Annotated in this window: 26 protein-coding genes; 23 read left to right on the top strand and 3 right to left on the bottom strand. The window is 34.1% G+C overall.

Annotation, left to right across the window (positions count from 1 at the left end):
• Window positions 1–38: 38 nt before the first annotated feature.
• From RBH95_RS06785 to RBH95_RS06705, 17 genes are all read left to right on the top strand, one after another.
• Complete coding sequence (locus tag RBH95_RS06785; protein ID WP_307901926.1) at window positions 39–983, top strand: hypothetical protein; 945 nt, start codon at window positions 39–41, stop codon at window positions 981–983.
• 151 nt (window positions 984–1,134) lie between these two features.
• Window positions 1,135–1,737, top strand: a complete 603-nt coding sequence (locus RBH95_RS06780; protein WP_307901925.1) for a hypothetical protein — start codon at window positions 1,135–1,137, stop codon at window positions 1,735–1,737.
• 396 nt (window positions 1,738–2,133) lie between these two features.
• Window positions 2,134–2,880 (top strand): DUF4240 domain-containing protein, encoded by a 747-nt coding sequence (locus tag RBH95_RS06775; protein ID WP_307901924.1) that lies wholly within the window; start codon window positions 2,134–2,136, stop codon window positions 2,878–2,880.
• 169 nt (window positions 2,881–3,049) lie between these two features.
• The gene (locus RBH95_RS06770) at window positions 3,050–3,496 is read left to right on the top strand and encodes a hypothetical protein (protein WP_307901923.1); all 447 of its coding nucleotides are present in this window, start codon (window positions 3,050–3,052) and stop codon (window positions 3,494–3,496) included.
• A gap of 811 nt (window positions 3,497–4,307) precedes the next feature.
• A complete protein-coding gene (locus RBH95_RS06765) occupies window positions 4,308–4,685 on the top strand; it encodes a hypothetical protein (RefSeq protein WP_307901922.1) in 378 nt (125 codons plus the stop codon).
• 187 nt (window positions 4,686–4,872) lie between these two features.
• Window positions 4,873–5,370 carry a hypothetical protein gene (locus RBH95_RS06760; protein WP_307901920.1) on the top strand — a complete coding sequence of 166 codons (498 nt, stop codon included), beginning with the start codon at window positions 4,873–4,875 and terminating at the stop codon, window positions 5,368–5,370.
• A 152-nt stretch (window positions 5,371–5,522) separates the two neighbouring features.
• Window positions 5,523–5,918 (top strand): hypothetical protein, encoded by a 396-nt coding sequence (locus RBH95_RS06755; RefSeq protein WP_307901919.1) that lies wholly within the window; start codon window positions 5,523–5,525, stop codon window positions 5,916–5,918.
• Window positions 5,908–6,189, top strand: a complete 282-nt coding sequence (locus RBH95_RS06750; RefSeq protein WP_307901918.1) for a hypothetical protein — start codon at window positions 5,908–5,910, stop codon at window positions 6,187–6,189. The genes RBH95_RS06755 and RBH95_RS06750 overlap by 11 nt, the downstream gene beginning before the upstream one ends.
• A 209-nt stretch (window positions 6,190–6,398) precedes the next feature.
• Window positions 6,399–6,974, top strand: a complete 576-nt coding sequence (locus RBH95_RS06745) for a hypothetical protein (protein WP_307901917.1) — start codon at window positions 6,399–6,401, stop codon at window positions 6,972–6,974.
• A 7-nt stretch (window positions 6,975–6,981) separates the two neighbouring features.
• On the top strand, window positions 6,982–7,422 hold the full coding sequence (locus tag RBH95_RS06740; protein WP_307901916.1) for a hypothetical protein: 441 nt from the start codon (window positions 6,982–6,984) through the stop codon (window positions 7,420–7,422).
• 103 nt (window positions 7,423–7,525) lie between these two features.
• The gene (locus RBH95_RS06735; protein WP_307901915.1) at window positions 7,526–8,035 is read left to right on the top strand and encodes a hypothetical protein; all 510 of its coding nucleotides are present in this window, start codon (window positions 7,526–7,528) and stop codon (window positions 8,033–8,035) included.
• A gap of 139 nt (window positions 8,036–8,174) precedes the next feature.
• Window positions 8,175–8,687, top strand: a complete 513-nt coding sequence (locus RBH95_RS06730) for a hypothetical protein (RefSeq protein WP_307901914.1) — start codon at window positions 8,175–8,177, stop codon at window positions 8,685–8,687.
• A 100-nt stretch (window positions 8,688–8,787) separates the two neighbouring features.
• Window positions 8,788–9,213 carry a UPF0158 family protein gene (locus RBH95_RS06725; protein ID WP_307901913.1) on the top strand — a complete coding sequence of 142 codons (426 nt, stop codon included), beginning with the start codon at window positions 8,788–8,790 and terminating at the stop codon, window positions 9,211–9,213.
• 1,729 nt (window positions 9,214–10,942) lie between these two features.
• A complete protein-coding gene (locus RBH95_RS06720) occupies window positions 10,943–11,413 on the top strand; it encodes a hypothetical protein (RefSeq protein WP_307901912.1) in 471 nt (156 codons plus the stop codon).
• Between the two features lie 365 nt (window positions 11,414–11,778).
• Window positions 11,779–12,450: a phosphoglycolate phosphatase gene (locus tag RBH95_RS06715; RefSeq protein WP_307901911.1), complete on the top strand. Its 672-nt coding sequence runs from the start codon at window positions 11,779–11,781 to the stop codon at window positions 12,448–12,450.
• A 1-nt stretch (window position 12,451) separates the two neighbouring features.
• Window positions 12,452–13,885, top strand: a complete 1,434-nt coding sequence (locus RBH95_RS06710) for an FAD-dependent oxidoreductase (protein WP_307901910.1) — start codon at window positions 12,452–12,454, stop codon at window positions 13,883–13,885.
• Window positions 13,886–14,051: 166 nt separating this feature from the next.
• Window positions 14,052–16,550: a glycoside hydrolase family 95 protein gene (locus tag RBH95_RS06705; protein WP_307901909.1), complete on the top strand. Its 2,499-nt coding sequence runs from the start codon at window positions 14,052–14,054 to the stop codon at window positions 16,548–16,550.
• A 36-nt stretch (window positions 16,551–16,586) separates the two neighbouring features.
• Here the strand turns inward: RBH95_RS06705 and RBH95_RS06700 are convergent, their stop codons facing one another.
• Together RBH95_RS06700 and RBH95_RS06695 are read right to left on the bottom strand one after the other, a co-directional pair.
• Window positions 16,587–17,438, bottom strand: a complete 852-nt coding sequence (locus RBH95_RS06700) for a universal stress protein (RefSeq protein ID WP_307901908.1) — start codon at window positions 17,436–17,438, stop codon at window positions 16,587–16,589.
• Between the two features lie 68 nt (window positions 17,439–17,506).
• Window positions 17,507–17,893, bottom strand: coding sequence for a hypothetical protein (locus tag RBH95_RS06695; protein ID WP_307901907.1), 387 nt, complete (start codon window positions 17,891–17,893; stop codon window positions 17,507–17,509).
• Between the two features lie 286 nt (window positions 17,894–18,179).
• Here RBH95_RS06695 and RBH95_RS06690 point away from each other — a divergent pair, with 286 nt between their 5' ends.
• The 6 genes from RBH95_RS06690 (at window position 18,180) to arsB (ending at window position 22,598) form a co-directional block, all read left to right on the top strand.
• Complete coding sequence (locus tag RBH95_RS06690; protein ID WP_307901906.1) at window positions 18,180–18,770, top strand: CDP-alcohol phosphatidyltransferase family protein; 591 nt, start codon at window positions 18,180–18,182, stop codon at window positions 18,768–18,770.
• 7 nt (window positions 18,771–18,777) lie between these two features.
• Complete coding sequence (locus RBH95_RS06685; protein ID WP_307901905.1) at window positions 18,778–19,995, top strand: metallophosphoesterase; 1,218 nt, start codon at window positions 18,778–18,780, stop codon at window positions 19,993–19,995.
• Window positions 19,996–20,078: 83 nt separating this feature from the next.
• The gene (locus RBH95_RS06680; protein WP_053978545.1) at window positions 20,079–20,408 is read left to right on the top strand and encodes a helix-turn-helix transcriptional regulator; all 330 of its coding nucleotides are present in this window, start codon (window positions 20,079–20,081) and stop codon (window positions 20,406–20,408) included.
• 44 nt (window positions 20,409–20,452) lie between these two features.
• Entirely contained in the window at window positions 20,453–20,917 is a 465-nt protein-coding gene (locus RBH95_RS06675; RefSeq protein WP_307901904.1) for a DUF6428 family protein, read from the top strand.
• Between the two features lie 14 nt (window positions 20,918–20,931).
• A complete protein-coding gene (locus RBH95_RS06670; protein ID WP_307901903.1) occupies window positions 20,932–21,552 on the top strand; it encodes a low molecular weight phosphatase family protein in 621 nt (206 codons plus the stop codon).
• Window positions 21,552–22,598: an ACR3 family arsenite efflux transporter gene (gene arsB / locus RBH95_RS06665; RefSeq protein ID WP_307901902.1), complete on the top strand. Its 1,047-nt coding sequence runs from the start codon at window positions 21,552–21,554 to the stop codon at window positions 22,596–22,598. Before RBH95_RS06670 ends, arsB begins: the two co-directional genes overlap by 1 nt.
• Before the next feature lie 76 nt (window positions 22,599–22,674).
• Here the strand turns inward: arsB and RBH95_RS06660 are convergent, their stop codons facing one another.
• Complete coding sequence (locus tag RBH95_RS06660; RefSeq protein WP_307901901.1) at window positions 22,675–23,430, bottom strand: spondin domain-containing protein; 756 nt, start codon at window positions 23,428–23,430, stop codon at window positions 22,675–22,677.
• Window positions 23,431–23,534 lie beyond the last annotated feature (104 nt).

Genomic DNA, 23,534 nt, shown 5'->3' with positions numbered 1-23,534 from the left:
ACCAAAAAAAGGTCAACCTATTTCAGTATAATACAAAAATGCGAAAACCAATCAAATTATATAGCGGATTAATTCACATTGTCACTGGAATTGTGACAGCATTAATTGTGCTTTTTTCACAAGATTGGTTTGGAGATGGCGACATTTGGTCTTACCTATTTTGGACAGTTCCACTTGCAATTGGAATTTCGGTAATCGGAAATAACCTTTTAGGTTTAATACCAACCGAAAACAAAATATTACGTGCAATCGGAATTATAATTGTGTCTGGAATATTCTCTTACGCTTGGGTTTGGGTTCTTTACTTGATAATAGATCCTTGGATTAACGCCTTTAGCATTCCGATTTTCTATTTATGGACAATTGGAATGATTTTTCAACTTCTATATCTTGATTGGAAATTGCCAAAGGAAGAAAAGAATAAATCAATTAAGAAAAATCTAATTAGATTACTATTATTTCCTCTTGTCGCATTCTGCTCAATAGTCTTAATTTTTGGATTTTCATACTTAAGGTCTTATTTGACAAAACCAGAGGCAGAAACTTACCTGATTCCTGAAAACTTCAGCGGACAATTCAAAATAGTTTACGGAGAAGAATGTGGAATAATGCCAAAGACAGAAAATGACAGAAAAATTTTAGAGATTCCTCAAAATGGAGTTCTGATTATCAAACCGGAATTTAAAGCAGGAATTATAGACCACGAATACTATCTCGTGGACAACAATGGAAATCGAACAAAGATTGAACAATACGAGAATTATGTTACAGGAATAAAGAATGTTCCAGGAGTCAGACTTGGTGGCTCTGGAAATTACGCTGGGAAAACTGAAACTGGATTCTCTTCGGATTCACCATTGACTATAAGATATACAGATTTTGAGCTCTATAAAGACACAATAACCGAATTTGAATATAAAGACAGAATTAAAATGGATTCCTTAACTCGAAAATTAGTTGAGGAATGTAGAAATGGAAAATAAAAAAACGGCATACAACAACGTGTATAATTCATTGCTTCTGATTTTCCTCACGGAAAATCCTCGCAACTTTGCTATCTTAGTTTCTTAAACCTGAAAATCCTGCGGATTTTCACGCAACGAAACTATACACAAAACGTTGTAAAACATTTGAATGAAAATCCTGCTAACAATCTTACTACTAATGAATTTTTGGGTTTCTAACTCACAAAACTTCATCGATGGAATAATTTCTTGTGCCGAACATCGAGTTGAAGAGAAACTTAAATTTATAGTTGATAAAGACATCCTAGAAGCAAACTTTAAATTCGATAAATCAAAAACGATAGTAGAAATTCATAATCCCGAAAAAGGACTTGAACGCATAAGTTTAGCTGAATTCAAAAATTCTGAATATCCAGCGATACAGTTTTGGCTGAATTATCGAATAACTTGTCAAGACCTCGAATTGACGGAATTATTGATTCCATTTAATCTGAATTGCACAACACCTTGGAATAAAAAAGACACTCAAGATATTTTAGAGCCTTACTTAAGAGTCTTGCAGAATCATACAAAAATTGACTTGAAAAAAGCACTTCAAATAGGAAATGAGAATGGTCTGAATAAAATATATTTTTGGGATATTGATTTTGAGAAAAAGAAACTGATTTGGACTTTGAAAAGTAAATTAGAAAATAATCAATCGAAAGTGATAAAAATAAATTCTAAAAATGGAAAAATATTATCGGAATTTATTGAAATACCCACTGATTAAAAACGTTTTACAACAATACCTAAAGTTAATGTGGGTTTTTAGACTAAATTCTAAGTTCTGTTTGTACTTGCTAGGTCACTTAACCTTATTTAGTTACTTTTATTCCGATAAACTAAAAACCATAAATAAGCTTAAGCTTAGTGGCTCGGTTGATAATCTGCCGATTATCTCCCTCCCACACTAACCTTAGCTTACACGTTAGCCACAATTAAACCAAAAAATGAACGAATTAACTAAACTTGGAAAGAAAAGAACAATACTGATTTCAATAAGTATTTTATTAGTTTCAATTCACACAATATATTTTTATCACTCTGTTCGACCTGAAATTGAATTGAATCAGGAAAACTTATTCAACAAATAATAAGGTTTTCATTGACAATCGGACTGTTAATAATGGTTTATAAAGGAAAGAATTGGGCGAAAATTGTTTCAATAATTTTATTTTCTTTAGCACTTCTAGGAGCATTAGTTGGTTTAGCAACTTTAGACACACCTTTTATCAATAAAATCCCTTTATTGGTTATGGTTTTTGTTTATTCAATGGCAATTTATCATTTTGGTTTTGCTAAAAGTTTTAAAGAGTTTATCAAATTTCAAAATACTGAAATCACAGAATCAATTCAAGATTCTAAAGAAATTATGGATTCAGAAAAATTTTGGAAAATTATTGAGATTACAAAATCTGAAAGTTCTGGAGATTATGAAAAACAACAATCTCTACTTGAAAGAGAATTATTAAAACTAACTGCAAAAGAAGTTTTAGAATTCGACAATAAATTTAGAACATTAAAAGGGGAAATCTATACTTGGGATTTTTGGGCTGCTGCATATATAATAAATGGAGGTTGCTCTGATGACTGTTTCTCTGATTTTAGAGGTTGGTTAATTGGACAAGGAAAATCAGTATTTGAAAGTGCAGTTCAGAATATTGAATCACTTTCCGAACTCAAAGAAACAAACGATGGAGATTGGGAAGGTTTAAGTTATATTCCAACTGACATTTATGAAAAAAAGACAGGAAATGACATGCCTAATGGAATTCAAGAAAATTTTGAAATTACTGGAGAAGAATGGGAAGAAGATAAAAATGAATTAAAAAATAGATTTCCGAAGTTATACGCAAAATTCGGAATGGAATAAAAATAACTGTGGCTAACACAGTGTATAATTCATTGCTTCCGATTTTCCTCACGGAAAATCCTCGCAACTTTGCTATCTTAGTTTCTTAAACCCGAAAATCCTGCGGATTTTCACGCAACGAAACTATACACAAACCGTTGTAACCAATTCAAAATCAGATCTCTAAAGAATGTTATTTATAAAAAAACACAATCTTGTATCTGATAAACCAATTGATATTGTTCGGAATGATTTGAAATCACCAACTACAAAATTAACAGTAACACAATTGAGCGAGACAAAATTATATGGATATATGAAAAACACTCACGGGAAAGGTTATAACATTATATCTGTTATAGATTTAAAAGAAAAAACAGACAGAAAAACAATCATTGAAATTAAAAACGAATTTGACTTATTAACTAACTTGTTTCTGATAGCAACGTTTGTCGGACTTTGGGGAGTTGCTATTTACAAATTAACTAATGGAGCAGATATTTTGAGTTTTGAATTGATTTTAATGCTGACTTTTCCAATTATTGGTGTTTTAATAACAAAGTCATCTTTTGGAATTTATGAAAAAAGACTAATGAAAATTTACTCAGCGTTACTGAAAAATGAAAAACCAAATTAAAAAACTGGTTACAACACCGTGTATAATTCATTGCTTCTGATTTTCCTCACGGAAAATCCTCGCAACTTTGCTATCTTAGTTTCTTAACCCGAAAATCCTGCGGATTTTCACGCAACGAAACTATACACAAACCGTTGTGCATAATGTCTAAAGAAAAAAATCGTTCAATTTAATAATACAAGCATTACCTCCCCAACGCATACTTGATAGACCATAAAAAATGAATAAACAAGAATAAATTGACAAAAAAAAATAATAAATGGGAATCAATCGCCGATCTAATATGGGAAGCTCCAAGAACAATTGAGGGTATAATTTTTGCTATCCCATATCTGATCTTGAATTTGATTGGTACCTTTATTAAAATTTTGTTTTCATCATTAATTTCAATTCTATCCCTTAATAAATGGATAAGACTTCAAAAAATATGGAATAAAAATTATTGGAACGAAAACATAGCAAATCCCTGGAATTGCGTTTTAGCACTTGCTATTATCTCCATTTTGTCAATAATGTTTTAAAACAAAACACTATGCACAACACAGTGTATAATTCATTGCTTCTGATTTTCCTCGCGGAAAATCCTCGCAACTTTGCTATCTTAGTTTCTTAAACCCGAAAATCCTGCGGATTTTCACGCAACGAAACTATACACAAACCGTTGTAACACATTTAATAGCCACTCTAAAAAAATAAATCTGACAGTAAATCTAAAGAGAACAGCTCTCAATCTGACTTAATTCAGACCGTAATAATTAAAAAAACTCAGTACAATCTTTAATAACTTATTTTAGTTCAAAATATTAATTAAATGAATTTTGATGTATTACTAAAAACACGTCTATTCCTAGTCTTTTTCTTTAGTTTTTTGTTAGCTTCCTTGCTTGGCGATGCACTTGCCACAATGATTAAACTAAATCAGACCATAGGATGGCAACTTCAAATCATAAACTCACCAATTGATTTTTTTACTGCTTATTTACCTTTATTGTATTTTACGTTTTACCTCATTCTTAGCGTTTTAAAAATAAACACTAATTTATTTTGGTCAAAAATTCATTTTACATCATTTGTTATTTCCATTACATTAATGAGTTTTACTGATATTAATTTTAATATAATTTATTTAGCAACAGGAATTTCATTTATTATTTTTATCGTAAATGCTGTAGTTTCACTAAAAAATTAAAAATCATTTTTAAAATAAAAACGTGTTACAACACCATGTATAATTCATTGCTTCTGATTTTCCTCACGGAAAATCCTCGCAACTTTATTATCTTAGTTTCTTAACACGAAAATCCTGCGGATTTTCACGCAACGAAACTATACACAAACCGTTGGCAATAATTTAAACTAAACAAAATTTAATATATATGAGACTTCTATATTTATTGACAATTCTAATAATTTTTACTGCCTGTAATAACAATAGAGATAAGAAATTAGACAAAAATCTAATGACTGTTGAAAATAAAATTGATATTGAAGCAGAATTAAAATCAATCGAAGAAACAAGAAGTGGCTTTGAACTTGCTATTAAAGAAAAAAGATATCAAGATCTGAAAATGTTTGGAACAAAAGACATTATTTCATTTACACCAGTATGCGGAGAATGGGAACAATATAAAACTCAAAGGTCGAACCCAAATGAATTATTTAGTTACGACAGTCTGGTCATGAGACCTAAAGAGACCATAATTGTAAGTGATAGTGTGGCTTACGATTTTGGAACTAGCTCTGTTTACTATACTAACAAAGAGGGCAAAGCGGTAGAAATTACTGATACTTTTTTAGCTATTTTGAAAAAGGATAAAAAGGACGGTAGATGGAAATTACACAGAGAAGTTGCAACTACTAATATGGCTGAATAAACTATTGCCAACAACGGCTATAATCCATTGCTCAATTAGATGTTTAAGCGAAACTTTGTATATTAACACTACTATTGATTCCTACTCCGAAAATCCTACGGATTTTCCTCGCAACGGAATCATAGCCAAACCGTTGTGCTTAATTGATGAAAATGAATTTTCCATTATTGAACATATCCGAAAAGAAGTGGAATTCAGAAGACCTAACTGACTACATACTTTTCGATAAATTTATCTATACAGATAGGGAATCAATATTTTATGAATTGTATAAAAATAAATTATTTATTGATTGTAATGGACTAATTTATCGAGCCATAGAAAAAGCTGAATTGACTGAAAAATGGCGAAATTGGTTTCGATTTATTCCTAATATTTGGAAACGCGAAGTACTTTTCACAATGACTAACGAAAATTGGACTGTTGACCAATTAAGAAATTATCTACTTGAACGGATTTCTGATTTAAAACCTGACGAGCATACGGAAAAATGGAAATCTGATTTGAAAAATGCCAAAAATCACTCTGAACTGATAAATGGACGATAAAAAACTTTTAAAGGAGATTTTAGAAACGACAATTGATTTTTTGTCAAACTCCGTAGAATCAGTTTGGAGTCCATTATCTCCTGAAGAAGTAATTAAAAATTTAAAAAAACAAATTGAGAATTTAAAATATGACAGACCAATAGACAAGATTCTACTTGGTGTTGAGTTTGCTCCGACATCAACTATTCAAGAAATTTCTATAGCCAATAATTGGACTAAAGAATTTCTAAAATTATCAGCTGAGTTTGATGACTTGATTAAGAAAATCTAAGAAAAAAAAACTAAGCACAACACCGTGTATAATTCATTGCTTCCGATTTTCCTCACGGAAAATCCTCGCAACTTACTATCTTAGTTTCTTAACACGAAAATCCTACGGATTTTCACGCAACAAAACTATACACAAACCGTTGTAGCCATATTTCAGGACAAGACATTTTAGGAGAGACAGTGCAAACAAATAACTTTGACATACAGAATTTGACGGTTGAATCTGCAAAATGGAAAATTGATTTGATTTACGAGAGTTCCTATTCACCTCAGAATATTATTGCTAATCAAACATATGATTTTAAAATAGAGATTGGTGATGAAGGTAAGTGGACTTCACAATTAGCTTTGATTTGCACACAAAACGGAGAGCCATTTAAAAATTGCTTGATTTCTGGAATTGATGGTGGTTGCTACTTTCATTTATCAACAATGGATGACAACAGTCAATCTGTTAAACTGCTTGATGATGAATTGATAATAAGTTTGGGATTCACTTTAGCTTCGTTTGATTTAGATAAGATGAAATTCAATTGGAAAATCAGACCTGATATGGCTGAGATTTTTGAATTTTATGACTTAGAAGATGATTTTCTTTTAAGAGGTGAATTGCAAATACATCGGATTGACAGGAATGGAAATATAAAATGGAGTTATGGGGGGCGTGATATATGGGTTAATCCAGATGGAAAAGAGGAGGTAACCATTCATAAGAACAAAATTGAGCTGATTGATTTTGAATCAAATAGGTATTTAATAGATTACAATGGAAAAACCATAAAATAGCTTTGAAATGGACAGAAAAGAATTCTTAAAGACATTGTGGACTAAGTTTTTCAAACCTCTCATAATTTTAGGTGTACTAATTTTTAGTGTGCGATTTTTAGTTAGGGTATTTACTCAAGCTGGTACTGAGAGATTTATTACAGTTATCATCTTGGGATTTATAATATTAGTGACAATAGCTCATTTGCTAGGACTTTTCTTTCAAAATATAACGAATCGGATTAAATCAAAAATGTCAGATAAATCACTAAATAATTTTCGGATTTTTGGAAAAGTAATGAACTACTTGATGCCAATAGCTCTTGGAATGGTCATTTATTATACTTGGCAAAGAGATGGTATTTCAGCACTTGTATTCTTTGGAGGATTCTTGATTTTTCAGATAATTGAGATTGTACGGAAAGAAAAACTGGCTACAACAAGCGGTCATAAAACATTGCGCGGATAGTGCTATATTTAAACCAAATAACATTTAATCAACGGCTTAGCGGGTTGATAGGTTTGTGCTCCGAAATGCGCAACGTTTCATACCGCAGGCCGTTGCCTACAATATGGAAAAACTAAACGCAATTGAATTTGTAGATAAACTAAAAGAACTTTTCGGAAGTTTTAATATATCGGATGAACAAGAATATCTGAATGAAATTTTAATCCCTGAATCAAAAAACAAAGGCTTAAATCTGACTGGAGACTTCTTGAATGATTTGCATACAAATTACGACCTATCAGGTCGCACAATCGGATTTGACTTTCTTGAAAAATTAAATGAGAATAGCGACTTTGTATTTTTCGGTTTAAGTGACCCATTCTACATGGGACTTGATAAAAAATCTGGCGAAATAATTATGTACGATATGGAATATGATAAAGTCCATTTAAGACTTGCAGAAAACATAGACCAGTTCGTTCAAGCAATTCTTTTGATTTTTGAATATGGACTACCAGGTTGGATAAATGAAAAACAATATTCTCAAGATGACCGACTTTTATTATTGTCAAAAATTAAAAAAGTCGTTAATCAAAACTATTTGACTTATTACGAGCAATCATATGGAAATTAAAAATACTGTAGGCAACACGGTGTATAATTGATTGCTTCCGATTTTCCTCACGGAAAATCCTCGCAAACGTGTAATATAATTTTCCTTTGCCTATCTTTAAACCTTACTACGTCACAACGGCGGCGTTACACACAAGCCAATGACTGAAATATTTACGACAAAAAAACTAGAAAAATTAATAAAAAAAAGAATTGATAACAGAACTCTAACTGTTGAAAATATTTTTGGAAAATGGAACGCTTCTGTATTATACATTGCTAGAAAAAAATGTTTACTCTTTGTTAATTCAAAAAGTTTTTATTCTGTAATAATCCCTAGATTTTCCACTACTGAATTAGATAAAATTCATTTATTGTTCCTTGAAAATTTTTACGCACAATTAGATTTTGAAAAAATTAAAACTGATGCAGAATTTCTTGTTGACAATGTGGGTGAATTGAAATTCTACTCGACTGATAACGATAAAAAAATGACTGGAATTATCAATTACAATATTTCAAAGATTGACTACCTGAAATATGAATATGAAATTTTTAATTCTTCTGTGATTCGAGAATTAACTGAGAAATTGAATTTAACACCTTTCAAGCAATTGAATTGGCGTCAACCCAAGGAAATAATGAGTGAAATAATAGAAAAAGCCAGTGTGTAACACCGTGTATAATTCATTGCTTTAATTTAAAACACCCCTATCAGATTAGAAAAAAAATTTACTAGATTTGACTTTAACGAACAGAAAAATCGGATTCTAAATGGAAAATTCAAGGTCGAAAATAATTAAAGAAATTGCGCAAGAATTAGATTGTGGAAACGAATGTTATTTCAATCCTAAAACGAACGAAATTATAACAATTCCGAATTTTTCAAATTTTTTGGACGAAGAAGAATTTAGGGAATGTTTTAATGATGAACTAAAAAATATCAAATGGAACAAAGGGCACTTAATAAAAATAGAACCTTTAGAAAGTTTTGAATCGTTTAATATAATGGAACGATTTATTGACCAAATTCCTGATACTCTATTCAAATCACATTTGGAAAATATTTTACAAAAAAGAAAACCGTTCCAAAATTTTAAGAATTCAATCGACAATTCTGATTTTAGACAAGATTGGTTCGATTTCAAAAAAAATCAACTCGAAAGAATAGTAGAAAATCAATTAAAATTAAACCTTTAATTTTAGCCAGCTATCAAATCAAACAAAGTGACCTTATTGAAAATGTTTTTGATACAAGTACTCCACTAAATTTCTTAAAAACCACAATCTGTCTTACAAATAACAATACTCCAACAATAACATCAATAACCGTTATTGAAGCCACAGACACCCAAAAACCTCTAAAAATAGGCTAATTTAGACCGCAAGCGTGGTCAAATCAACAGTTCAAAAAACAAAAAAGAAATTTATAAGACAACTGTCTTACATTTGTATTACAAATTGTCTTACAAAATTTAGCGTATCTCTTCAGTGCTAAAGGTGGAGAATTTGAAAATTATACCAATTGACTATATTATGCAAAACGCATTGCTTTACTATCCGCTTTGGCGGATTTCTGACCAATAAGGAGACTACAGATTCCTACTCCAAAAAATTCTACGATTTTTTCTCGCAACGGAATCTTAAACTGAGCGAAATAGCATCGTTTAAAATTGCCTTGTATTCCAATGCTTCCAACTCCAATAAATTAGAAATTCAACGGAAACCCTGTTTCCTTATTCATGAACTATGATTTGAGATTCAGGTGCCTCACATTGGTAGGTTTCTCAAATCATAGTTTTTCTAATTTATTCCCCACTCCCCCTTGCATAATAAAATGGACTCAATTATAATTAAAGTAATAATCAATAAATAAACTTCAATTTGTATCACAAAAAACAAACAGTTGCAACTATTCAATGCACTCTATTAGCATTAAAAAATACCTTATTAATAGGATTATTAGTGTAACTCAACTATCCAAAAAAAAACAAAAATATTGTTTGTGATATTTTTTTATCACAAAATTATCACGCTTTTTATCACATAAAACTCCATTGAATTTCTAGCCACAATATTTATTACACATTGAACTTTGCCCTCCTCCTTACCTATTTAGCGTAGCGAAATTTTAGCTCATTACACGAATTCAAATAGAATTCAAATTCCTTAATTACATTTTCTATCTGGAACAATATGCCAATATCCAATAGAACTTTCTCAAAGCTATTTTGAACAATTTTAAGTGCTAAATACAGTATGAGATCGCATTCTAAAATAGTGAATTATTCACCTAAAAACCTATCAAAATTCCACCATAATTTTTCTTTTTATCACTTTCATATTTTGAATACTTTTGACTATATTCGAATAAATATTGTTTTAACCAAAAACCAAAACCTGCATACGGTTTTGCATACGATTTTATAAAATTGTAGCTCTGAAAGCCCAGTAAATACGTTTTTGAAACGATTTCCTTGGAGTTCATAACCCAGAGGTCACGAGTTCAAATCTCGTCCTCGCTACAACAATCAATCATTTGCAAATAAGCGGTTTAGGTTTTACTAAACCGCTTATTTTATGTTTACATCTGAACAGATTCTTGCTTTTGCATACGAAAGTGAATACTAAACTGCATACGATTTGTCCCAAAAAAAGAATTTTTCCAACTCAAAAACTAATTAAGCAAGCGGTCTATATTTACAACAACCTAAGAACTCATTTCTGCTTGGGTCTGAGAAAACCTGCCAGGGCACATCTCAATTCCAACATCAACTACAAATTGTATCGTAAAAATGATGTAATTTTAATCCTTTAACGATTTGAAAGGATCGCTTTGAACGACCGAAAATCAACTCAAAAAAGATCAACCCATTTTAGTATAATACAATCTAACAATAAAATGGAATGAATACTTAAAATTTTTGTCATGAAATATCTAATCCTCATTTTGACTTTTTCCTTGTGCTATAGTTTAAACGCTCAAGAGAAAGAATTGAAATCAAAAACTTTTTTGAGAGTTTACGATTTAAACGGTAAGAAAATTGCAAAAGGAAAGTTGTTATCGACTGACAAATCTAGTTTAACATTAAAACGGAATAAAAATCCCATAACCATCTCTTTCGAAAATATAGGTTCAATTAAAACTAAAAGATCTGGAGGTAATAACATATTAATGGGTGCATCAATTGGTGCTGGTGCTGCAATTCTTCTTATAAGTGGATCAGGAGGATCACCAAATGATTATGATGTGCTAACGGGAATTGGAACTTTGATATTTACCGTAGGTGGTGCGGGAATTGGTGCAATTACCACTATTGATAAAAACTCAAGAACATTCCAAATAAATGGAGATCCGATTAAATGGGAAGCATTTAGAAGCCTTTTGAATAGTAATTGACAAATTTTAACATTATAAATTACTCCCCACATCATTGACTCTAAGTAATTGTTTGTTCTCACTATTTCTGAAAATCCTGGAGGATTTTTAGTTTGGTCTATACCCATTAAGTTAACTGCTAAGCCAAGCAACTACACATAACCAAAACCGAAAAAAATTAACAAAGTTTGATCAAAGCAGTAGTCAATAAAAAACCGTTGACAATACTATACAACACGCATTACCCTATTTCCTGCAAATAGCTTCTTTCGGCAACAATTTATTCCTTGAGCATCAATACGTCTACACCCAATATATTCTTAAAATTACCATAAACACTTACTATTTAATTAAAACTTCCGCATCTTTGCCTCAAAATTCGCATTGTGAACTATAAAGACAAAGAACTCATTATCTTCGACTTTGATGGTACGCTCATCAATAGCATTCCAGATCTCACCTTGGCAATAAACAAAATGTTATCTCATTATAAACTATTGCCTTTAACCGTAGAACAGGTCACTCCGTTTGTTGGTAACGGGGCGAAACCTCTGGTAAGGAGATCTCTAGAACTTTCCATGCAAAATAAAAACATTTCGGAAGTCCTATTAAATGACGCTTTTGACATTTATTTTTCAGCCTACAAAGAAGATACTTGTGTAGACACATTTATGTATCCGGGAGTATTGGAAACCTTAAACGATCTTGATAACAAAGGCTATAACATGGTAATCTGCACCAATAAACCATTGGATTTTATCGAGCCCATTTTAGATACATTAGAAATCAAGCAATTCTTCAAAGATTGGATTGGCGAAAATTCGTTACCTCAAAAAAAACCCAATGCAGCTCCCCTACTTCATTTGGTAGACACCCAAGGTACATCTGTTGAAAAAAGCATCATGGTTGGTGATTCCAAAAATGATATCCTAGCCGCTCATAATGCCAACATGGAAAGTATTGGTCTAACTTACGGCTATAACTACAACGAAAATATTGCAGATAACAACCCTACTTTAGTGCTCGATGATTTCTCTGAGCTACAAAACCTGTTTTAGCATGAGTAAAATTTACAATGTTGGGATTATTGGAGGTGGAATTTCAGGCGTAGTTACAGCATTGGAATTAGCCAACCATGGCATAGACAGTGTAGTGTTCGAACAAGAAAGCAGCGTAGTTAACGGCCCTCCATTTTGTCATTTACATGCCGGAGGAAATCTATATCCTGAAATCTCTGATGAACAATGCAAAATTCTCATGAAGCAGTCGATAGAGATGGCGCGATTATTTCCGCAATCTATTGATGAAAGACCAACATTTATTAGTATTCCTAAATCAGAACAGCAAGACATAAAGAACATTTTGGAACGTCTGGACATGCTCGTGACGTATTACGAAGCATTAATAGAAAAAGACCCTGAAAATGAAATTCTTGGTACTCCTAAGGACTATTATAAGGTATATAATTATGAAGATTTAACAGCCTTATCCAACAAACCAACAATAGAGCATCCAAACACTCCAGATGAGTGGATGACCAATGCCATTAGGTTTATTGATTATAAAAAATTAAAAACACCTGTGGTCCTGGTTCAAGAATATGGATGGAATCTTTTTAGGCTGGCTGCCCAAGCGCAATTAGCTTTGACGAAATCTGACAAGTGCAATCTTAAGACAAATACCTCTGTCACTAAGATTAGAGACGTCCGTAATCAAAAGTTAGATCATAACTGGGAAATACACACTCAAGATGTCGTTTATAAAGTCAAATATCTGGTTAATTCTAGTGGTTTTAATACTGGAAAATTTGATGAATCTCTACGATTAAACAGTAAACGCCATATTGAATTTAAAGCGGCTTATGTTTCTAAATGGCAAGCTATTCCCGGATTAATTCCTGAACTCATTTTTCATGGAGAACGCGGCACCCCTCATGGAATGGCACAACTTACCCCTTATTGTGACAACTACTATCAAATTCATGGTATGACCAAAGACATTACTTTGTTCGAAAATGGATTGGTACAATCAAAAAATAATGGTGCCCAACCTGAATTCAGTGATGATATTAAGGAAAAATTAAATCGCGGTTGGAACGACAATGAAATTAAAGACAGAACTAAAAAAGCGATAGACTTTGTAGCAAAATTTGTACCTGCTTTTGAATCTGCAACTCTTGGCGGTCCACCTCTGTATGGGGCCCAGCAAATTTCTGGAGATGACCCAAGCTTAAGGGTTGGAGAAGTTAGCTTCCCTAGTAAGTCTTATGCCAGAAGCGAAATTATCAAAGCCTCTTCTGCCTTAACAGTTGCTAATCAAATCATCCATAAAATTCAAGAGGAATCCATAATCCCTCCTATTAAAACTAAGCCTGAACAAAACCAATTATTGAACAGCATCTCCAAAAAAGAGATTGATGTTTTCGCAGGTGAATTGGCCATTCAACGTGGGTATCCAGAAGCCCTGTCCAGATTGCTTATTGAAAAAAAATAGCCGCAATACACTCACTGTTCACCAGTTACCCTTTATTACATAGAGTGTCGAAACACCTTTTGAATTCATTCTTAATTTAAGATAAAAAAGTTCAGTATTTTCACATAAATTAAGAACGATTGGATGAACCTAATTGGTCTTTAATCAACCAGAAAAACCAAACTTGATGATTAAGACAAAATTGAACACTATAATCAAATTACTTTCAGTAGGCTTTCTTGCTATTTCTTTTTCAAACTGTTCCGCGGATAAGCCTTCGGAAACAACAACTCCCGAAAAACATCTTAAACTTTGGTACGATAAACCAGCAAAACTTTGGGAGGAAGCTTTACCTATTGGGAACGGAAGAATTGGCGCCATGGTTTATGGCAAAACCAACCAAGAGGTCATTCAGTTTAATGAAGAAACTGTTTGGGCCGGGGGGCCCGGAAACAATATACTCCCAGAGATTAAGGAACACTTACCCAGAATTCGTCAGCTCATTTTTGAAGGCAAATATGAGGAGGCTCAAAATTTGGCAAATACCTATTTACCGCGTCGAGCAAGTAAGAATAACAACTATGGCATGTGCTATCAGCCAGTGGGCAATTTGCAAATAACCATACCTGACAGCACAAATATTACCGATTATTACAGAGATTTAGACATCTCAAATGCCGTATCTACCGTAAAATACACAGCCAATGGCATCAATTACCAAAGAAAAGTCATCGCATCCCTTGAAGATGATATTATTGCAGTTGAAATATCTTCCAACACCCCTTCCAGCATTTCTTGTATCCTTTCGGTTAATAGCCCTCATGAAAATCAGAATTCAGAAGTGAACAGCAATGCCTTATGGTTGCGAGGCATCAGTAGTGATTACGAAAACAAAAAAGGGAGTGTAAAATTCACATCCATTATTAAGCCCAAGATTTTAGGAGGAAAGCTCACTTCAACGGATAGTTCATTGGTTATTTCCAATGCCGACAAACTAATAATTTACTTATCGGTAGCTACCAATTTCAAGTCCTACAATGACCTTACGGAGGATGCCGATTTAAAAGCTTCTAAATTATTAGAAACAGCCTATAAAAAAGAATTTGTTGAGTTACAAAAGGCACATTCAACAGTGTACAAAAACTATTTTGACAGGGTTGAAATTGATCTTGGAACAACAGATTCCATCAACAACCCAACAGATGTACGTTTGGAGCAGTTTAACACTTCAAATGATCCTCAATTAGTTGCATTGTACTATCAATTTGGACGCTATCTTTTAATTTCAAGCTCACAACCAGGAACCCAGGCTGCCAACCTACAAGGACTTTGGAACAACAAAATAAAACCGCCCTGGGATAGCAAATACACTGTCAACATCAATACGGAAATGAACTATTGGCCTGCCGAACCAACCAACCTTTCGGAAATGCACAGCCCATTGTTCGACCTTATTGGGGATATTTCAAAAACTGGCGTAGAATCAGCCTCAAAAATTTACGGCGCTAGAGGTTGGAACATCCACCATAATACCGACATATGGCGAATATCCGGAGTTGTAGATGGGGGTTATTACGGCTTATGGCCAATGGGAGGTGCTTGGTTGAGTCAACATCTTTGGTACCATTACCTGTTTACAGGAGATAAAGATTTTTTGAAAGAGAATTACCAAATTTTAAAAGGGATCTCATTATTTTATAAAGATATCTTGGTTGAAGAACCCAAAAATAATTGGTTGGTAATTTGTCCTTCCATGTCTCCGGAAAATTCCCACCATGAAAAAACTACCATTGCAGGTGGGACCACTATGGACAATCAGCTGGTTAATGATGTCTTCAACAATGTTATTGAGGCTTCCAAAAACCTAGGGATTGACAAAACATATGCCGACAGTTTAAGTTCAATACTACCCAAATTAGCTCCTATGCAAGTGGGTAATTGGGGGCAACTTAAAGAATGGATGGAAGATTGGGACCAGGAAGGCGACAAACACCGCCATGTATCCCATTTATATGGACTTTTTCCATCCAACCAAATATCGCCTTTTAGAACGCCTAATTTGTTTGCTGCAGCCAAAACCTCACTACTTGCTCGTGGTGATAAATCTACAGGATGGTCCATGGGCTGGAAAGTCAACCTTTGGGCGCGATTATTGGACGGAAATCATGCGTTGAAATTAATCAAGGACCAACTAAAACCATCCATACAAGAAGATGGAAGTCACGAAGGAGGCACTTATCCCAACTTGTTTGATGCCCACCCACCTTTTCAAATTGATGGTAATTTTGGCTGCACATCAGGGATTACCGAAATGTTATTGCAAAGTCACGATGGCGCTATCCACCTACTTTCGGCTTTACCTGACACATGGAAAGAAGGCTCCATTAAAGGCCTTAAAACATATGGAGGGTTTACTGTGGATATAAATTGGAAAAATGGAACACTAGCCAATGCAAGGATAAAATCTACATTGGGCGGTAATTGCCGTATTCGTTCCTATGTTCCTTTAAAAGGTGAAAATATTACAGAAGCGAATGGAGACAACCCTAATCCATATTTTAGGGTTAGACCAACCTTAAGCCCTTTAATACATTCAACCAAAGGCATGGAAACTTCTGAAGTAAACGTTTATGAATACGATATCAATACAAAAACTGGAGAGATTATTAATCTCAGTTTAGAATGATGAACTATTCATAACACGAAGGTCTTTAAAACCCTGTTATTTTTTCCCAAGCTTGGTAGGAATAACAAAAAAGGGAATGTTCAAATGAAAACCTATTTGATTTATAGTAGATTTAAAGAACAGGTTTTCAAAAAAAGAGTGTTTGTTGTTTAGCATAACCAATAAATTCACTCTCACTTTTAACTGAAAATTTGCAATGGCCTCCTGAACACTTTCATTTTGTACACTGTGAAATAAATAAGCCGAATGCTTAAAATAAGACTCCAGTTGTTGTTTATTCCTTTCTTGATACTCGGTTAAACCTCTCCCCTTATCTACATGCAGAATATTTATTCTTGCCACATTGTTTCCTGTAAGATTCAAAAGCGGTTGTATATGTTCATCTTGATAGTTAATTCCATAATCAGTGGGAAACAAAATTTCATGAGGAGATTCATAAGTAAAGGTCTCAGGTACCGCAATGATTGGACATTTTACTTTTTTCAACACAAACACCGTATTGGAACCAAAAAGAATTTCCCTAGCGCCCGTAGCCCCTTTTGTTCCCATTATAATATAATCAATAGATTTATCTTGTATCTCTTCATTTATTTGATGAACCAAGGTGTTAAAAATTGAAATGGTTTCAATAGAATGTTTGGGATTACTGAACTCCGTTTGCATCCTCTCCTTTAACATTTCCAAATTTCTCAGAGAGCTTTCTTTATAAACATTCAGTGTTTCATCTGGTTGGGGCATTACCAACAGGTACTCTACTTGGTAAACAGCAGGCGCAAAGGTATTCAACAGAAAAAAAGTACATTCTTCATTCTTGAACAATTGTAGAGCATACGTTATGGCGTTCCACGAGTTTTCGGAAAAATCTGTTGGTAAGAGTATTTTTTTCATGGCTAAATGTTTTAGAACTCCAATAAATAACTAATTCACGCCACTTTTTGATGGGTTCAACCCCACGATTAAATTGGCACTATTTGATAGGCTGTATTCAACAAAAACAACCCTATCAAAAAAAGGAGCATGTAGAAAACTTGCACTAATTTTATGTTTATAAATTCCAACCAGTCTACCGTAGGCTTAGGAAATATGAATAGCGATAAACCTATAAACAAAGAAAACCATCCTATTAAAGTAATGATTAATTTCTCATTCAACTCCCAAATATTGTGGAACAGAATATTTACCAATCCTACCAATATGGCAATAAAGGCGGTAAGAATAAGAAATTTTTCATTCCTTAAATCCCTAAAAATTTGTCGTATCCGTTTGGGATTAAAACTTAACACAAAGAAGAAAATGATAAGATACCATCCCCAAAATTTGGTCAAAAACACTGAAGCGTCCATTGCATGTTAGTTTTTGCATTAGCACTCAAAAAACATATTTTATCATGCCAACACATTATCCTTACTAAGCTATAAATAAACCAGTTAACATAAAATGATAATTATCAATACAAGACTATTTATTTCACTTTTTTAACACATAAAACCTTTAAAATCTGAGAAATATCATAGTAAAACTTATGGTACAAATGTACCTTTATTCTTATTAGAGCAGTAAAGCATTTGCAATGCAACGTATTTCTTTTTAAATTAAATCCTATATAGATGCTAAAGGTTTAAACAATCCATGTTTACGTTTAAAAATTTCAATATTGCCGATTGGTTTTCATTCTACCGGATCATCATTTCTCCTCTACTTTTGATATTAATCTGGTTGGATTTAAGATTCATTTTTTCTTGTTTTCTGCTGGTTAGCTACCTTACAGATGCCATTGACGGCCAACTGGCAAGAAAATTAAAAATAACCAGTCCTAGAGGTTCTCAATTAGACTCTATTGGCGATCAAATTACCCTAATTATGGGGTTAATTGGACTTTTAAATTTTGAATCTGGCTTTATAAAAACCAATCTTACCTTAATTTTAATTGCGTTTTTTCCCTTTATTATACAAATGTTCATTGCCTATTATAAATATGGCAAAGCCACTGCATTTCATACCTATTTGGCAAAACTGTCTGCCGTGGTACAAAGTATTTTTATATTGTGGTCGCTGTTTTTTAGTCCGGAGTATGCCCTCTTTTACATCATGTTGGCTATTGGCATCCTGGAAACGGTAGAGGAAATCACCCTTATCTTTATGTATGATACATGGGCAGCTGATGTGAAGGGAATTTATTGGGCATTGCGAGACAAAAGGCGTTTAGAAAACAAACAATAGAACCATTATGAAAAGTTATTCATTGTTTTCAATTTTGCTATTGTGTCTTGCTATCTTAATTGTTGACGCATTGGCATTTTATTGGTTGCAATCCATTACCAAACTTTTTAGTTCTTCAACTTTAAAAATTGCAATAAACATATTGTTTTGGACTTTCACCATTGGACTTGTGGTTGGCATTATCATTCTTAAAGTCATTTTGGACGATATCAATCCAAGGAGAAAGCATTTACTCATTTCATCTTTGTACGGCCTAACGGTGTCCTCATTTATCCCAAAAATTGTCTTTGTAATTGTCATTTCAATTCTATTTTATGCCAATCAAGCATTTTCAGAAACCGAATCGGCAGTCATTATTCCTATTGTGGGACTTTTAGCTGGCTTGCTTCCCTTTGCCGTAATTCTCTACGGAATTTTTAAAGCGGTTTACCGCTTTAAAATCATTCACCATAAATTACATTTCAAGAAACTTCCTGAAGCTTTTCATGGATTAAAAATTGTCCAGATATCCGATTTGCACATCGGCAGTTTCAACTATAAATACGACATTCTTGAAAAAGCCGTACGACTCATCAACAGCCTTCATCCAGATGTAATTGTTTTTACGGGTGACCTTGTCAATAACTATGCTTGGGAACTGATTGGATGGGATAAAGTGCTCAATAAACTAAAGGCTACCAAAGGGAAATATGCAGTGTTGGGCAATCACGACTACGGCGATTATTCCAAATGGGACAAGGACAAGGACAAACATGAAAATTTCAATGACATACAGAATTTCTTTAAAAAGATTGACTTCACATTACTCATGGATGAGTCTGAAAATCTAGAAACCAACAACGAAAGCATTGCTATAATTGGGGTACAAAATTGGGGCACGCCTCCTTTTAAACAATATGGCGATTTACGAAAGGCAATGAAAAACACAGAGCACATTCCTTTTAAAATCTTATTGTCCCACAATCCCACCCATTGGAGTGAAGAGGTTTTGGACAATACGGATATTGCTTTAACCCTCTCCGGTCATACCCATGGTATGCAATTCGGTGTCAATTACAAAAACAAAACTTGGAGTCCCATAAAATACAAGTACAAACATTGGGAAGGCCTGTACATGCACCATGAGCAGTTTTTATATGTCAACAAAGGCTTGGGCTGGCTGGGATTCCCTGGAAGATTGGGCATGCGCCCCGAAATTACTTGGTTTGAATTGTATAGCAAATAACATTAAGTGATACATTTTAAGAAAAATAATTTTGTTACCGTCTTACTTAATCGTAATATTGCAATGAAACAATTAAAGAACTTATGGGCATCACCAAAACCGAAATATTTACCGATTACCAAAACCAAATAGCCCTATTGGCAAAAGCGTTTGGTCACCCTGCAAGAGTGGCCATACTAGAGCATTTGTTCAAAATTGATGCTTGCGCCTGTGGTGATTTGGTTGAAGAAATTGGCCTAGCACAACCAACCATTTCCCAACATTTAAAAGAACTCAAACAACTTGGTTTGATTAAGGGAAATATTGAAGGCACCAGTGTATGCTATTGCATTCACAAAGAAAATTGGACGGAGATGAAAACCCTTCTCTCTGAATTCCTCAACAAGGACATTCCAAAAACGGATTGTTGCTAAAATTCAAACATATTTAATTGCAGCTTTGCTAAAAACCTATAGATATGAAACTATCAGAAGTAAAAAAACATTTGGAACAGTTGGACACACTAGCGTTCCAATTACCAAACGGAACCTTGGTTCCTGAACATTTCCACGTAACGGAAATAGGCAAAATCACGAAGCATTTTATCGATTGTGGTGGAACGGTGAGACAGGAAGAAGTCATCAACTTCCAGCTTTGGAATGCCAACGATTACAATCACCGATTGCATCCAGAAAAACTCGTGCACATCATAGAACTTTCAGAAAAGACCCTTGGCCTTAATGATGCCGAAATTGAAGTGGAATACCAAGGAGAAACCATTCAAAAATTTGGGTTGGATTTTGACGGCACGAACTTCCAACTTACCACAAAACAAACAGATTGTTTGGCTAAAGACAACTGTGGTATCCCAGCCCAAAAACCAAAAGTAAAACTATCAGACCTTCAAAACGCTTGTTGCACACCCAATAACGGTTGTTGTTAAAGACCATTCAAAATATGTCATTATTTAAAAGTATAGAGGAGTTCATCTCTACCCTAGATGTGAATTCTATTTCGGAAGAACGCAAAGAAATCCTTCAGCCTCTTGTGGATTATATTCAACAAAAAGTAGCACAGAAAAACGATATTTGTATCAATTTTATTTGCACCCACAATTCAAGAAGAAGTCACTTATCGCAAGTTTGGGCACAAACCATGGCCTACCATTTTGGGATCAAACAAGTGTTTTGTTATTCGGGAGGCACAGAAGCCACGGCCTTATTTCCTATGGCTGCGCAAACCCTTCAGAACACAGGATTTGAAATTGCTAGATTATCCGAAGGCACCAATCCCGTTTACAGTATAAAATATGCTGAAAACGCCCACCCAATCATTGGTTTTTCAAAAAAAATGGATGATGAATTCAATCCAAAATCTGAATTTGCAGCCATTATGACCTGTGATTCAGCCAACGAAGCCTGCCCTATTGTTCCTGGTGCAGAACAACGCATTCCAATTATGTTCAAAGACCCAAAAGCCTTTGACAACACACCTCAACAGGCTGAAAAATACAGCGAACGCAGCACGCAAATCGCCACCGAACTCTTTTATGTATTCTCAAAAATCCAAACTAACTAATGGCTACAAAAAAATTAAGTTTTCTAGACCGTAATCTTACGCTATGGATTTTCGTTGCCATGGCACTTGGGATTGGCTTGGGGTATTTCATCCCTTCCTTTCCAGATTATATCAACTCTTTCAATCAAGGGACCACCAATATTCCCATTGCGATTGGATTGATTTTAATGATGTATCCTCCTTTGGCAAAAGTGAACTACGCCTTGTTGCCACAAGTGTTCAAAAACAAGAAAATCCTATCCATTTCATTGGTGCTCAACTGGATTATAGGTCCGATATTAATGTTCGTTTTGGCCATTATTTTCCTTAGGCATTACCCAGAATATATGGTGGGATTGATCCTTATTGGTTTGGCGCGTTGTATTGCCATGGTATTGGTTTGGAACGACCTTGCCGAAGGAAGTAGCGAATATGGTGCAGGATTGGTAGCGCTCAACAGCATTTTCCAAGTCTTTGCCTATAGCTTTTATGCTTGGATTTTTATTACCATACTTCCTCCCTATTTTGGATTTGAAGGCGCTATAGTAGATATTTCCATTGGAACCATTGCGGAAAGTGTAGCTATTTATCTAGGAATTCCTTTCCTAATGGGAATTTTAAGCCGATTGATTTTAGTCAAACTAAAAGGTGAAGCATGGTATATGAATACTTTTATACCTAGAATCTCCCCTATGACACTTATTGCCTTGTTGTTTACCATTGTGATCATGTTCTCACTAAAAGGGGAATTGATTGTTGAAATCCCAATGGATGTGCTCATTATTGCCATTCCGTTATTGATCTATTTCGGATTAATGTTCATCATTGGATTTTTCGTTACCAAATCCATGGGTGCCGAATATGACAAAACTGCCTCAGTAGCCTTTACCGCAGCAGGAAACAATTTTGAATTGGCCATAGCCGTTGCCATTGCCGTATTCGGATTAAATTCTGGGCAGGCCTTTGCTGGCGTTATTGGTCCCTTGGTTGAAGTACCAGCTCTGATTTTATTGGTAAAAGTTGCCTTTTGGCTAAAAGACAAATACTATGTAAAGGCCAAAGCCTAGTATATTTTCAGAAACCTATTGAAAGAAAAAATGCCCTTATTCAGGGCATTTTTCTTTTCAACTAAACTTGTTTCCACTATTCCATAGGAGTTACCGTTACTTGAATAAAATCGGCAATTTCTGGATAGGTAAATCCGTCATCTACCATTCTCACGACACCATTTTCATCTTCTCCAGTATTCGGAGCCGATTGTCTAGGTGCCTGGTTAGGTCCAATTCCTGGTTCTTCATTAACTTCGGTTCCTGCATCCCATAGCGACAAATACATGCTCACATCCCCACTAATGGGCATTTTGTTATCATCAAACAAAGCGATCCCCATAGCCTCTGGTGCAATAAAAATATCATTGGACTGGGCATACATCGTTACAAAGTTCAAATAATCATTGTGTTTGGCAGTTACATAAAATTCATAAGAATTTCCAGGTGTAATCGGACTCGACATATCAGCTCCCACAGGGGTATTAAACACCCCAAAAGAACGTAAATCCGGGTTGGCCGCATTGCTTAAACTTTCATGTAACATGCTTGGGTTACCATCCTCGGCAATGCCCTCTACACCTTCACCATAATCAGCTTCCCAAGCCATGAATAAAGGCATGGTGTTTTTCTTTTGAACCACAAACACCCCAGGAGAAAGCACCGTTGGGTAGGTTGTTTCGGCGCCAATATTCGCAATGGTTACCTTAAAAGTGGTAAACGCATTGTTTTCATTAGCCTTTCTAGCGGCTTCTTCAGAAGTCCCTGCCTCACTAGCAATGGCTTCTGTGTCATTTGTACAGGCCGTAAACATTGAGGCCATAAACGCGATCATACATAATACTGTTCTCATAATAATTGATTTTTATTGTTGACTACACAAACCTACTCGCCAAGTATCACAATCCTATAACAAGGTTGTAAAGGATGTGTCACATTTTTATACAGCGGTTCTTT

It is taken from the genome of Mangrovimonas sp. YM274 (assembly GCF_030908385.1).
Taxonomy (GTDB): Bacteria; Bacteroidota; Bacteroidia; order Flavobacteriales; family Flavobacteriaceae; genus Mangrovimonas_A.
This window is presented reverse-complemented; position numbering and strand designations above follow the sequence as displayed.